Annotated in this window: 12 protein-coding genes and 1 tRNA gene; 6 read left to right on the top strand and 7 right to left on the bottom strand. The window is 67.3% G+C overall.

The features are described from left to right. Positions 1–825, top strand: coding sequence for a serine hydrolase domain-containing protein (locus LX13_RS14585; protein ID WP_253662046.1), 825 nt, complete (start codon positions 1–3; stop codon positions 823–825). A 131-nt stretch (positions 826–956) separates the two neighbouring features. Beyond that, positions 957–1475 carry a DUF3145 domain-containing protein gene (locus tag LX13_RS14580; protein ID WP_253662045.1) on the top strand — a complete coding sequence of 173 codons (519 nt, stop codon included), beginning with the start codon at positions 957–959 and terminating at the stop codon, positions 1473–1475. Positions 1476–1658: 183 nt separating this feature from the next. On the opposite strand, the gene LX13_RS14575 is transcribed toward LX13_RS14580, so the two are convergent. From LX13_RS14575 to aceE, 6 genes are all read right to left on the bottom strand, one after another. Continuing rightward, positions 1659–3110 carry an acyl-CoA carboxylase subunit beta gene (locus LX13_RS14575; protein WP_253662044.1) on the bottom strand — a complete coding sequence of 484 codons (1452 nt, stop codon included), beginning with the start codon at positions 3108–3110 and terminating at the stop codon, positions 1659–1661. A 55-nt stretch (positions 3111–3165) separates the two neighbouring features. Further along, complete coding sequence (locus LX13_RS14570) at positions 3166–4431, bottom strand: KasA/KasB family beta-ketoacyl-ACP synthase (RefSeq protein WP_301301271.1); 1266 nt, start codon at positions 4429–4431, stop codon at positions 3166–3168. Positions 4432–4436: 5 nt separating this feature from the next. Further along, complete coding sequence (acpM, locus tag LX13_RS14565) at positions 4437–4742, bottom strand: meromycolate extension acyl carrier protein AcpM (RefSeq protein WP_188490056.1); 306 nt, start codon at positions 4740–4742, stop codon at positions 4437–4439. A 128-nt stretch (positions 4743–4870) separates the two neighbouring features. Next, positions 4871–5779 (bottom strand): ACP S-malonyltransferase, encoded by a 909-nt coding sequence (locus tag LX13_RS14560; protein WP_253662767.1) that lies wholly within the window; start codon positions 5777–5779, stop codon positions 4871–4873. A 203-nt stretch (positions 5780–5982) separates the two neighbouring features. After that, the gene (locus LX13_RS14555) at positions 5983–7161 is read right to left on the bottom strand and encodes a PucR family transcriptional regulator (protein WP_253662766.1); all 1179 of its coding nucleotides are present in this window, start codon (positions 7159–7161) and stop codon (positions 5983–5985) included. Between the two features lie 181 nt (positions 7162–7342). Then, entirely contained in the window at positions 7343–10171 is a 2829-nt protein-coding gene (aceE, locus tag LX13_RS14550) for a pyruvate dehydrogenase (acetyl-transferring), homodimeric type (RefSeq protein WP_301301270.1), read from the bottom strand. 241 nt (positions 10172–10412) lie between these two features. Between aceE and LX13_RS14545 the strand changes: the two genes are divergently transcribed. The 4 genes from LX13_RS14545 to LX13_RS14530 all read left to right on the top strand — a co-directional run bounded on the left by LX13_RS14545 (position 10413) and on the right by LX13_RS14530 (position 12322). Further along, positions 10413–11018 (top strand): Rv2240c family protein, encoded by a 606-nt coding sequence (locus tag LX13_RS14545; protein ID WP_253662042.1) that lies wholly within the window; start codon positions 10413–10415, stop codon positions 11016–11018. A gap of 186 nt (positions 11019–11204) precedes the next feature. Next, positions 11205–11627, top strand: coding sequence for a DUF3052 domain-containing protein (locus LX13_RS14540; protein ID WP_253662764.1), 423 nt, complete (start codon positions 11205–11207; stop codon positions 11625–11627). Between the two features lie 53 nt (positions 11628–11680). Further along, positions 11681–12172: a peroxiredoxin gene (locus tag LX13_RS14535; RefSeq protein WP_253662763.1), complete on the top strand. Its 492-nt coding sequence runs from the start codon at positions 11681–11683 to the stop codon at positions 12170–12172. Between the two features lie 77 nt (positions 12173–12249). Continuing rightward, a tRNA-Val gene (locus tag LX13_RS14530) sits at positions 12250–12322 on the top strand. Here LX13_RS14530 and LX13_RS14525 read toward each other — a convergent pair. Beyond that, complete coding sequence (locus tag LX13_RS14525) at positions 12282–13046, bottom strand: potassium channel family protein (RefSeq protein WP_253662762.1); 765 nt, start codon at positions 13044–13046, stop codon at positions 12282–12284. The genes LX13_RS14530 and LX13_RS14525 overlap by 41 nt on opposite strands. Positions 13047–13160: the final 114 nt, after the last annotated feature.

Genomic DNA, 13160 nt, shown 5'->3' with positions numbered 1-13160 from the left:
GTGTCCGTACTCGATCAACTCGACGACTGGCCGGTGGACAACGTCGCCGCCGCCATTGTGGTGGACGGCGCGATCACCGCCGACCACGGCGATCTCACCAGACGGTTCCCGCTCGCGTCGGTGAGCAAGTTGTTGACCGCCTATGCGGTGCTCGTCGCCGTGGAGGAAGAGGCCGTCGGGCTCGACACCGAGGCCGGTCCGGAGGGCGCGACCGTCGAGCACCTCCTGGCACACGCCTCGGGTCTCGCGTTCGACTCCGACGAGACCCAGGCCGGCGTGGGGGAGCAACGGATCTACTCCAACACCGGCTTCGCAGTCCTCGCCGACACCGTCGCGGCGGCCACCGACATCGCCTTCGCCGACTACTTCACCCAGGCCGTGTGCGAGCCGTTGGGACTCTCCGACACCGACCTCGACGGGCCCGCCGGGCACGGCGTCCGCTCGACGGTCGCCGATCTCGTCCGGTTCGCCGGCGAACTGCTGAACCCCCGGGTGATCGCCGCCGAGACATTGGCCGACGCCACGTCGGTCCACTTCGCCGGTCTCGACGGTTTCGTCCCCGGCTACGGCAGGCATCGCCCGAACGACTGGGGGCTGGGATTCGAGATCCGGTCGGAGAAATCGCCGCACTGGACCGGGTCCACGAACTCGCCCGCGACCGTGGGGCATTTCGGCCAGTCGGGGACTTTTCTGTGGGTCGATCCCGATCTTCGTGCGGCGTGCGTCGTGCTGACCGATCGGCCCTTCGGGGCCTGGGCGAAGCCGTTGTGGTCGGACTTCAACGACGCCGTCGTCGCCGCGATCCGGGCCGAACACCGGGCCTGAACGTCTCGATCTCAACTGACACTGGCGCAACACGGGTCACATGAGGCACACTTGTGATCAAAGTTGTGCTATCCGCGGTGTCGCAAGGTCGTTGGGGAAGACGTTCCTCGTCGAGACCCGGAGGTAGAACAATGCGCACTCTTTCGCAGTTCGCTGACCTGACGACGGGCGTGGTGTACATCCACTCGTCGCCCACAGCGTTGTGCCCGCATGTCGAGTGGGCGTTGTCGTCGACCCTGGACGCCCGCGCCAACCTGAAGTGGTCGGCGCAGGACGCCGCACCCGGTCTGCAGCGCGCCACCGTCGACTGGACCGGTCCGGTCGGCACGGGATCTCGTCTCGCCAACGCACTGCGCGAGTGGTCGGCGCTGCGGTTCGAGATCACCGAGAACGCCAGTGACGGCGTCGACGGCGAACGGTTCTCCCACGTCCCCGGTCTCGGACTCTGGCGCGGATCGATGAGCGCGAACGGCGACGTCGTGATCGGGGAGCTGCAGCTGCGCTCCCTGATGGACTCCCAGCCCGACAGCGCCGGACTCGCAGGCCGGCTCGACGCGGCACTCGGCACCGCGTGGGATGAGGCGTTGGAAGCGTTCCGCATGGGCGGCGCCGGCGCCGAGGTCACCTGGTTGCACCAGCGCGTCGGCTGACACGGGGCCCAACACGCAGGAACGAAAGCCCAACACGCGCGAACGAGGGCCCAACACGCGCGAACGAGGGCCCAACACGCGCGAACGAGAGCCCAACACAGCGCAACAACGGCCCAACACGAAAAAGGACCCGGATTCCCTTGCGGGAGTCCGGGTCCTTGTCCGTTGAACGTCAGTTGTGGATCACAACGGGATGTTCTTGTGCCGTCCGCGTCGTGCCGGCGCCGAGGCCAGTGCCTCGGCGACGATGCTGCGGGTCTTCGCCGGATCGATGATCTCGTCGACGACACCGATGGACTGCGCGCGTCCCACACCGCCGGCGATGGCCTCGTGCTCGACGGCGAGGCGTTCGTGCAGAGCCTCGCGCTCGTCGTCGGCCGCTGCGGCCAGCGCCTTCTTGTGCAGGATGCCCACGGCGGCCTTGGCCCCCATGACGGCGACCTCGGAGCCGGGCCATGCGAACACGGCCGTGGCACCCAGCGCCCGCGAGTTCATCGCGATGTAGGCGCCGCCATAGATCTTGCGGGTCACCAGCGTGACGCGGGGGACCGAGCACTCGGCGAACGCGTGCAGCAGCTTGGCGCCACGACGGACGACGCCTTCCCACTCCTGGCCCACGCCGGGCAGGTAGCCCGGGACGTCGGTCAGCACGATCAGCGGGATGCCGAACGCGTCGCACAGGCGGACGAACCGCGCCGCCTTCTCCGCGCTGAGCGAGTTGAGGCAACCACCCATGCGCAGCGGGTTGTTGGCGACCACACCGACACTCCGGCCGGACAACCGCCCGAACCCGACGACGATGTTGGGCGCGAACTTCGGCTGGATCTCCTCAAAGCTGGAGATCTCGGTCTCGCCGTCGGCGGCCAGGTCGGTGTCGAGCAAACCGTGCACCACCGGGTGCACGTCGTAAGCGCGACGGTTCGACGTGGGCAGCAACGCCCGCAGGTCGGAGTCCCCGGCCTCGGCGCGCTGACGGCTGAAGTGTCCCTGCTGGCTGAACGTCCCGATCAGGCGACGGGCACGCCACAGCGCATCCGGCTCCGAATCGGCGGTGATGTGCGAGACACCCGACTTCTTGCCGTGCGTCAACGGACCACCGAGCGACTCCATGTCGACCTGCTCGCCGGTGACGCTGCGGACGACGTCCGGCCCGGTGACGAACACCCGACCGGCCGGCGCCATGATGACGATGTCGGTCAGGGCCGGACCGTAGGCGGCGCCGCCGGCGGCGAAGCCGACGACCACCGAGATCTGCGGCACGTAACCGGAGGCACGCACCATGGCCTCGAACACCTTGCCGACCGCGTGCAGCGCCTCGACACCCTCGGCGAGGCGAGCCCCGCCGGAGTGCCAGATGCCCACGATCGGAGCCTGCTCGGCGATGGCGGTGTCGATGGCGTTGACGATGTGCGCACACCCCACCACGCCCATGGCGCCGCCCATGACGGTCCCATCGGTGCAGTAGGAGATGGTGCGCACGCCCTTCACCCGGCCGACCGCGGCCTGCACGCCCGACTTGTCGCGGGTGTGCAGGAGCGACATCGAGCCCTCATCGAAGAAATTGGTCAATCGCAGCAAGGGGTCGCGTGGATCGACGGATTCCTCCTGGGAAGTGATCGGAGCCATGGTGGTCATCGATTCTCCTAACGATTTCGACAGAGTCACTGTGTGCGCGAACGCGACACGTGTGTCAGTAGCGCCCAAAGGCGAGCGCCACATTGTGCCCACCGAATCCGAACGAGTTGTTGATGGCGTAGTCGATTTGCCCGTACCGCGGCTCACCGGCGACGACGTCGAGATTGCACTCGGTGTCCTGGTTCTCCAAGTTGAGCGTCGGCGGGATGACCCCGTCTTCGATCGCCTTGACGGTCAGTACCGATTCCAATGCACCCACAGCCCCGATGGAGTGCCCGAGCGCGGACTTCGGTGCGTACACCGCAGCGTGCTCGCCGATTGCCGAATTGATCGCCAACGCCTCGGCGGTGTCGCCGATCGATGTCGATGTCGCGTGTGCGTTGACATGGGAGATGTCGCTGCGCTGCAGCCCGGCGGTCTCCAGCGCACGACGCATCGCACGCGCGGCACCGGTTCCCTCGGGATGCGGTGCCACCAGGTGGTAGCCGTCGGACGTGATGCCGGTGCCGAGCAGACGCGCATGGATGTGCGCGCCACGTGCCCGGGCGTGGTCCTCACGTTCGATCACCATCAGAGCCGCGGCCTCGCCGAAGACGAAGCCGTCACGGTCCTTGTCGAACGGACGTGACGCCGCCGCCGGATCGTCGTTCCGCGTGCTCATCGCACGCATCATGGCGAAGCTGGCGATCGGGACCGCGTCGATGAAGCCCTCGACACCACCGGTGACGACCATGTCGGCGTCGCCGAGCACGATGTGCCGCCAGGCGTGCGCGATGGCTTCCGAGCCCGACGAGCAGGCCGACACCGGGGTGATGACCCCGGCCCGGGCGCCGATGTTCAGACCGATGACCGCAGCGGGTCCGTTCGGCATGGTCATCGGCACCGCGAGCGGCGACACCTTGCGGTAGTTGCCGGTCAGGGTCATGGCGTCGTGGGCCGCGATGAGGGCGTCGCCTCCACCGAGCCCGGTGCCGAGAACGACCGCGAGACGGTCGTGGTCGACCTCGGGCTCGCCCGCCTTCTCCCACAACCGCTTGCTCATCACATGGGCCATGCGCTCGACATAGCTCATGCGCCGTGCCTCGACGCGCGACACCTCCTCGGTGGGGTCCTTCACCAGTTTGCCGCCGAAGGTCACCGGCAGGTTGTACTCGGTGACGAAATCGTCCGTCAGCGTCCGGATCCCGGATTCGCCGGCGAGCAGGCCCTTCCAGGTGGAGTCGAGATCCTCACCCACGGACGTCGTGGCGACCATGGAGGTCACCACGACGCTGGGAAAGTTCCCCGCCGCTGTTGAGAATTCGCGAAGAGATGATGTCAATTAGTTCACTCAGCCTTCTTGTTGGAGTCCACCTGCGCCTTGATGGCTGCGGCGGCTTCCGGGTTCTCGGCCTCGAGCTTCTGGATGTAGTTCACGGCGTCACCAACGGTGCGCAGGCCGGCCAGATCCTCGTCGGGGATCTTCACTCCGTACTTGTCCTCGGTCTGGACCGCGATCTCGACCATCGACAGCGAGTCGATGTCGAGGTCGTCGACGAAGGACTTGTCGACGGTGACCTCGGAGGGCTCAATACCGGTGACCTCTTCGATGATCTCCGCGATGCCGGCAATGAGTTCGTCCTGAGTCGCCACTGGGTGACTCCCTTCTGTTGTTCGTTCTTCGACTTCACATGGTTCCGGAAGCGGTGGTCTGGCCACCGTTTGGACCGACGATCACGAGAGTGTTCGTCCTCCGGGGGCGCCTGCGGTGTGCGGCGCCGCTATCCAAGCTCTGTGATCGCCTCGAGATCGGAGGGGGTCTTGAGGGCACGGGTCGGTGTGCCCTTCAACTCGCGCTTGGCGATACCGGTCAGCGCCCCGGCGGGGGGCAGCTCGACCAGTCCGCTGACCCCGAGCTCACGCATCGTTGCCGAGCAGAGGTCCCATCGAACCGGGTTGGTCACCTGGGCGACCAGCTTCGCGAGGGCGTCGTTGCCCGTCGTGACCGGCTTGCCGTCGAAGTTCGACAGCAGCACACAGGTGGGGTCCTGTGGCGTGATCGTCGCGGCGGCCGCGGCCACCGCATCCTGCGCGGGCGCCATGTACCGCGTGTGGAAGGCGCCTGCGACGGAGAGCTTACGGGTTCGCGCCTTCTCCGGCGGGTTGGCGATGAGTTCGTCGATGGCCTCGACGCGTCCGGCGGCCACGATCTGGCCGACGGCGTTGCGGTTGGCCGGGATCAGATCGAGCTCGGCGAGGCGGTCGAGGACCTGCTGCTCGTCGCCGCCGAGGACGGCGGCCATGGTGGTGGGCTCGAGCGCGCAGGCCTTGGCCATCTCGGCGCCACGGATGGCGGCCAGGGACACGGCCTCGTCGCGACTGATCACACCGGTGATCGCGGCCGCGGCCAGTTCGCCGATCGAGTGGCCGGCGACGACGAGGTCCGACGGCAACGATCCGCGCTTGACGATCTCGTCGTAGGCGATCAGGGCGGAGACGACCACGAGCGGCTGCGTCACCGCGGTGTCGGTGATCTCCTCGGCGGTCGCCGTGGTGCCGAGCCGTTCGAGCTGGAGGCCGGTCAGCTTCGACCATGTCGCGATCTGGTCTTGTACGCCGGGTAGCTCGAGCCACGGCTCGAGCATCCCGGGGGTCTGTGAGCCCTGTCCGGGCGCTAGCAACGAGAGCACTTGATCAGAGAACACCCTGAGGGCTCGTCGTGTGGGTGTTGGTGGGGCCGAACCTTGCGCCGAGGTTTTGTGCGGTTCCTACAAACGGCTGTCTGCACGTATCCCGTTTGTCACCGGATCGAGACTCGTGATAGTGAACAGCCGGGACGCGGACTCAATAGGAGGTTACCCAGTAAATCCGAAACCACTGTGACGCATGGGACTCATGATCGCGTTTCGTGTCGAACCTGTGCCAGTCGTCCGACCGTCGATGCCACCCTCAGGACGTACGCATCGCGCGGATTCATCGGGTCGCGGCCCGTCACCTCGGCTATCCGCTTTAGTCGATATCTCACAGTATTTGGGTGAACGAACAGTTCTCGGGCGCACGATTCGACCGATCCGCCGGAATCCAGGTAGGCGTCGAGCGTGTTCGTGAGGGTGGCCCCACCCTTCGCCAACGGGATCACGAGGAAGTCGTTGAGAGTCGTGACGGCGGCGGAGTCGCCGAGCAGCGCGCGCTCGGGGAGCAGTTCCCAGCTGTGCACCGGACGCGGTGCACCCGGCCAGCCGGCCACCGCATCCATGCCCGCCAATGCCTCCACGGCGCTCGAGTGGGCCGCGCCGAGGTTGGCGGTGGTGTGTCCGATGACGACCGGCGCGTCCGCGAAGTGCGTCAGCAGTTTCGCCACGAAGGGGTCACTGGCGTCCATCTGTCCACTGACGATGGCGACGAGGTGCGTTCCCTGTACGACCGACAACGCCGACCGCTCGTGCTGACGTGCGGTGGTGTGGATGGCGAGAGGGACCGACACGTTCAGTTCGGGTGGCGGATACCCGACGACGACCGTCGCGGTCGCGTCGGCGTCCCAGTTGAGCGCCGCGGCGCGCGACAGCAGGGTGGGGCCGCTGTCGCCGCGGACGACCGCGTCGACGACGAGGGCCTCGAGTCGCGAGTCCCATGCGCCGCGGGATTCCGCCGCCGAGGCGTAGATGGCCGCCGCGGCGAAACCGATCTCGCGGCCGTAGCGCAGAACCGACTCGGTCAGTGCCCGCAGTTGCGCGTCGTTACGCGCGAGCAGGGGGAGCCACTTCTCGAAGAACTCCATGGCCACGCGGACCATCTCGACCGACTGCAGCAGGCTGATCCGGCGCGCGAGGTCCTGGGGCACGACCTGGAACGCGGTGACGGTGAACTTGACGTTGCCGTCGGGATCCTGCAGCCACTCGACGAAGTTGACCACCGCGGTCTGTACGACCAGCTGGACGCTGGCGCGCTGCCCGGCCTCGAGATCGGCGAAGTAGGGGAGTTGGTCCTGCATCGAGTGCACGGCCTCGGTGGCCAGCCGACCGCTGTACTGCTTGACGCGCCGCAGCAGCGTGTCGGGGAGGGCGTCGTGCATGTTCGCCGGTGCGGGCACGCGCGCGCCCCGCGCGCTGAACAGGTCACCGGGATTCTGTTCGGGCACGTGGGGGGTGTCGGTCACCTGACCACTGTAGGTGCTCGACGTGCGGGGATCCGCCGATCGCCCCGCACCACGCCACCGTATGAGGAGCGGCGCGGTGCGGGAGGACGGTGATCGATCAGGAGACGCCCGGATCCGACGTCTGATCCGGCGCCGCGAGGACGTCGGTGATGTCGTACCGGTCGGCGGCCTTCGCGGCGACCGAGAACTCGATGTGTCCCTCCCGCGCGAGGGCCGCGAGCACGCCGACCGCGATCGACTCGGCGTCGACATTGAAGAACCGGCGCGCGGCCGGACGGGTGTCGGAGAAACCGAACCCGTCGGTACCCAGCGTCAGATAGGTGCCGGGCACCCACGCCCGGATCAGCTCGGGCAGCCCGCGCATGAAGTCGCTGACCGCGACGAACGGGCCCTGCGCCGATGACAGGGCGGAGGTGACGAACGGCTGCTCGTGCTCGCCGTCCGGATCGCGCAGCGACGCCTTCTCGTAGGCGACACCGTCACGGGTGAGTTCACCCCACGACGTCACCGACCAGATGTCGGCCGCGACGTCCCAGTCCTCGGCGAGCAGTTCCTGCGCCCGGACCGCGTCGGTCATCGTGACCCCCGAGACGAGGATGTTCGCCGGGTACTGCTTGCTCTCCGGCGCGGCGTGGCACTTGTAGATGCCCTTGAGAACGCCGGTGACGTCGAGGTCGTCGGGCTGCGCCGGCTGTGAGATCGGCTCGTTGTAGACGGTGATGTAGTAGTAGATGTTCTCCGGGTCGTCGCCGAACATCCGTCGGAGTCCGTCGACGATGATGTGCGCCATCTCGTACGCGTAGGCCGAGTCGTAGGCCACCACCGCGGGGTTGGTCGAGGCCAGCACCAACGAGTGTCCGTCGGCGTGCTGCAGGCCCTCGCCGGTCAGCGTCGTCCGGCCCGCGGTCGCACCGATGACGAAACCGCGCGCCATCTGATCGGCCGCGGCCCACAGGCCGTCGCCGGTCCGTTGGAACCCGAACATCGAATAGAAGATGTACAGCGGGATCATCGGCTCGTCGTGCGTCGCGTACGAGGTGCCGACCGCGGTGAACGACGCGGTCGAGCCCGCCTCGTTGATCCCCTCGTGCAGGATCTGGCCGATCTCGCTCTCCTTGTAGGCGAGCATCAGGTCGGCGTCGACGGAGGTGTAGAGCTGTCCGTTGCGGTTGTAGATCTTCAGCGACGGGAACCACGAGTCCATACCGAAGGTGCGTGCCTCGTCGGGGATGATCGGCACGACGCGCTTGCCGACCTCCTTGTCGCGCATCAGTTCCTTGAAGATGCGCACGAGCGCCATCGTCGAGGCGACCTGCTGCTTGCCCGAGCCCTTGGCCATGGCCTTGATGACGCCGTCGGTCGCCGGCTTCAGGGTCTTGCTCTGGGTCCGGCGGGTGGGCAGGAATCCGCCCAGGGTCTTGCGCCGGTCGAGCATGTACTGGATCTCGGGTGCATCCGCGCCGGGGTGGTAGTACGGCGGCAGGTACGGGTCCTTCTCGAGTTGCTCGTCGGTGATCGGGATGCGGCAGCTGTCGCGGAAGTCCTTGAGGTCGTCGAGTGTCAGCTTCTTCATCTGGTGCGTCGCGTTGCGGCCCTCGAAGTGCTTGCCGAGGGTGTAGCCCTTGATCGTGTGCGCCAGGATCACCGTCGGCTGACCCTTGTGGGCCATCGCCGAGGCGTACGCGGCGTGCACCTTGCGGTAGTCGTGGCCGCCGCGCTTGAGCTTCCAGATGTCGTCGTCGGAGATGTCCTTGACCAGTTCCTTCGTGCGCGGATCGCGCCCGAAGAAGTGTTCGCGGACGAACGCGCCGTCGTTGGCCTTGTAGCCCTGGAAGTCGCCGTCGGGCGTGGTGTTCATCAGGTTCACCAGGGCGCCGTCGCGGTCGGCGTGCAGCAGGGCGTCCCACTCGCGGCCCCAGACGACCTTGATGACGTTCCACCCCGCGCCGCGGAAGAACGACTCCAGCTCCTGGATGATCTTGCCGTTGCCGCGGACGGGACCGTCGAGACGCTGCAGGTTGCAGTTGATGACGAAGGTCAGGTTGTCGAGGCCCTCGGTGGCCGCCACGTGCGCGAGGCCGCGCGATTCGGGCTCGTCCATCTCACCGTCGCCGAGGAACGCCCACACGTGCTGGTCGGAGGTGTCCTTGATGCCGCGGCCGTCGAGGTAGTGGTTGAACCGAGCCTGATAGATGGCGTTCATCGGGCCGAGCCCCATCGAGACGGTGGGGAACTGCCAGAACTCGGGCATGAGCCGCGGGTGCGGGTACGACGGCAGACCGCCGCCCTCGCCGGCGTGGCTGTGTTCCTGACGGAACCCGTCCATGCGGTGCTCGTCGATACGGCCTTCGAGGTAGGCGCGCGCGTAGATGCCGGGGGAGGCGTGGCCCTGGATGAAGATCTGGTCGCCGCCGCCGGAGTGGTCCTGGCCGCGGAAGAAGTGGTTGAAACCGACCTCGTAGAGCGCCGCCGACGAGGCATAGGTGGAGATGTGTCCGCCCACGCCGACGCCCGGTCGCTGGGCGCGGTGCACCATGATCGCCGCGTTCCAACGGATGAACGCCCGGAACCGGCGCTCGACGTCCTCGTCACCGGGGAACCAGGGCTCGTTCTCGGTCGGGATGGTGTTCACGTAGTCGGTCGAGGTCAGCGACGGGATCGACACACGGCGTTCGCTGGCGCGTTCGAGCAGTCGCAGCATCAGGTAGCGCGCACGTCCGGGACCGGCGTTCTCCAACAGCCCGTCGAAGGACTCCAACCACTCGTCGGTCTCCTGCGGATCGATGTCGGGTAGGTAGGACGCCACGCCCTCACGGATGACGCGGACCCGGTCGGTGCCCGACGAGCGGTCTTTGCCGCTCGCGCCGCGTGCATCCTGCGTGCTCTGCTCTGTCACTGGTGGATAACTCCTCGTGTCGACCGGCATGTTGTGGCCGGAACCTGATCGGCTCACCGAGAGCGGAATGTGCGCCCGCGTCGGTGCGACCCCGGACCCGGCATGGTGGCGCCGGGGCGAGGTACGTCACCAATCGTGCCGTATGTGATCTCCGATTGGCAGCGCAGCGGTCAAGTCGGTCGGATCGGGCCCGGCACGTCGGGTGCTGCGCGGCGCGTCGGACTCGGCTGATGTGTTGGTCCGCCTGTGTCGGCTGAGGCACTATTCACCTGTGAAGGCTCAGAGCACGGGCGCCGTGGCGCGTCCGCAACGCGCGATCGGCGCGCTGGTGCTGGGCACGCTGCTCCTCCTCGCGACGGGCTGCACCTCCGACGTCGACGGTTCCGGACAGGTCGACGCGATCGCGGCCGGTCAGTACCGCGCCGACCAGTCCTCGAGCGCGGCCCGCAGCCGTCAGGACGCCGTGTCCGACGCCGAGTACAGCCTGTGTGCGACGGTCACCACCTCGGTGGTGTCGATGCTGCGGACCTACAACGCGTTCGTCGCCGCCCTCAACTCGAAGCAGGCCTACGCCGACCTCGCCGGCGCCGACCGGCGGGCCGTCGACGAGTTCACCCGTGGTTCCGGCGCGATCTCCGATGCCCTGACCGATCAGGTGTCCGACGGGGTCCGGTCGCAGGCCCAGGCGCTCGTAGACCGCACGGGCGCGTTGTCGCGCGCGGTCGGCACCAGGACGCGGGCACCCCTCAACTCCGCGTCGACGGCGTGGATCCGCGCCCGCGACGCCGTTCTAGATTCCTGTGGCCCCTACGCGGCCTCGAGTTCGTCGACCGCGCCCGCGGTTCCGGCGTCGCCGTCCGGCTCGCCGGGCGGATGACGCGTTCGGTGGGTCCGATATCGGGCTCACCGGCCACGACGCCGTCCGGCACCCGCTCGGGATCGGGTACTCGGCTTGCAACTTCGTCGCACACGCTGTTCTCTAGTACCAATCGGCCGGTTTCCCATCGGGGGTATCGGCGCACGACATGTTCGGTCGGGAAACCTGATGAGGAGGTCGCACGCGTTGGTTGCCGCTGCGGATGGTAATCGCGCCGAGAAGCTCGGATTCACTCCGGGCATGGTGGTGCAGGAACTCGGGTGGGACGAGGACACCGATGACGACCTCCGCGTCGACATCGAGGACCGCGTCGGCGCGGAAATGCTCGACGAGGACTCCGATGACGTCATCGACGTCGTCGTCCTCTGGTGGCGTGATGACGACGGTGACCTCGTGGACGCCCTGATGGATGCCATCGGACCGCTCGCCGACGACGGATACGTCTGGGTGTTCTCACCGAAGACCGGTACGTCCGGCTACGTCGATCCCGCCGAGATCGCGGAGTCCGCGCCCACGGCGGGACTCACCCAGACCTCGGTCATCAGCCTGGGGGATTGGTCCGGATCGCGCTTGGTGCAACCCAAGTCGCGCTCGGCCAAGCGCGCGTGATCGACTCCTCGCCCGCCGGTGCAGGATCGCTCGGACAGGTGGCCCGGGTAGCGATGGACTCCCCGTCGGCCACGCCCTCGCGGCCGCTGCCGCCCGGCTCGATCGCCCCGGACTTCGAACTGCGCGACCAGAACAACCAACGCGTGAGCCTGCAGGCGGCACGAGCCACCAAGAAGGTCCTCGTCGTCTTCTTCCCGCTGGCCTTCACCGGCACCTGCGAGGGCGAACTCGCCATCCTGCGTGACCGTCTCCCCGATTTCGAGACCGACCGGACCACCCTGGTGGCCATCTCGGTCGGTCCGCCCCCCACACACAAGATCTGGTCGTCGGCGCAGGGATTCCTGTTCCCGATCCTCTCGGACTTCTGGCCGCACGGGGTGACCGCGATGAACTACGGGGTCTTCAACGCCCGGGCCGGCTACGCCAACCGCGGCACATTCGTCGTCGGCCAGGACGGGATCATCACCTTCTCCGACGTGGTCGGGCCGGGCGAGGCCCGCGACGACACGCTGTGGGAGCGTGCACTCGCCGCCCTGCAGTCCTAGAGGGCCGACTCGCGATTTTTCCGATGCCCGGTGGCGCGATAGATTCGTGTCTGCATCGGCGCCGTGGCGCGCCGTCGGCGCGTATAGCTCAGTGGTTAGAGCTCTGGTCTTACACACCAGCGGTCGGGGGTTCAAATCCCTCTGCGCGCACCGTCTGCGAGCGGGTGATCGCGTTGCGCAACTCGGCGAGTTCATCGTGCAGGTCCCGGATCTGCTGTTTTGTTGCCACCTGATTCGCCACGTCTTCCTGAGCCACACGTTGGACGATCCACGACGCCAGGGTTGCGGTCACGATTCCGATCAGGCTGATGCCGCCGATCATCAAGAGAGCCGCGATGATCCGGCCTGTGATGGTCACCGGTGCGTAGTCGCCGTATCCGACAGTGGTGACAGTCGTGATCGACCACCACACCGCGTCTCCGAACGTCTTGATGGCGGCGTCGGGCCGAGGGCGCTCGGCCTCCAGGATCGCTAATGAGGAAACGTAGATGAGAAGAACTGCGCTCGCGGCTGTGTAGATGACGACGCGTCCACGGATTGCGCCCCCGACCGCTTTCTGCAACGCGCCGAACAAGATCACGAGCCGAAGCAATCGCAACGGCCTGAGCAGCGGTAGGGCGACCACGGCGAGATCGAGAAGGTGTCGGACGAACCATCGCCCCTTGTCGGGGGCTACGGCGAGGCGGACGACGTAGTCGATGGCGAACGCCGACCATGCAGCCGCCACGACCGCGGAGAGGACGGCTCGTTCGATCCCGGACGGCTGGGCGAGAACCTGGACCGAGTAGGCGGCGAGAAAAGCAGCAGCCACCGCGGCCAGCGGCCATTCCAGCCGTTTGTCCCAAGCAACGAGAAAGTTTGATCGGTCGAGCATTGTTCCCCACCCTCATCTCCGGCCATCGAGCACGTGATTCGCTTGTCTCGTGGTCAGTGCATTGCTACCCGACGACCATCCGATGTCCCGGCGTGACACCCGGGTGTGTCGCAC

The sequence above is a fragment of the Williamsia maris genome (assembly GCF_024171815.1).
GTDB lineage: Bacteria > Actinomycetota > Actinomycetes > Mycobacteriales > Mycobacteriaceae > Williamsia_A > Williamsia_A maris.
The sequence above is the reverse complement of the archived record's forward strand: the minus strand, read 5'-3'. Positions and strand labels throughout refer to the sequence as shown.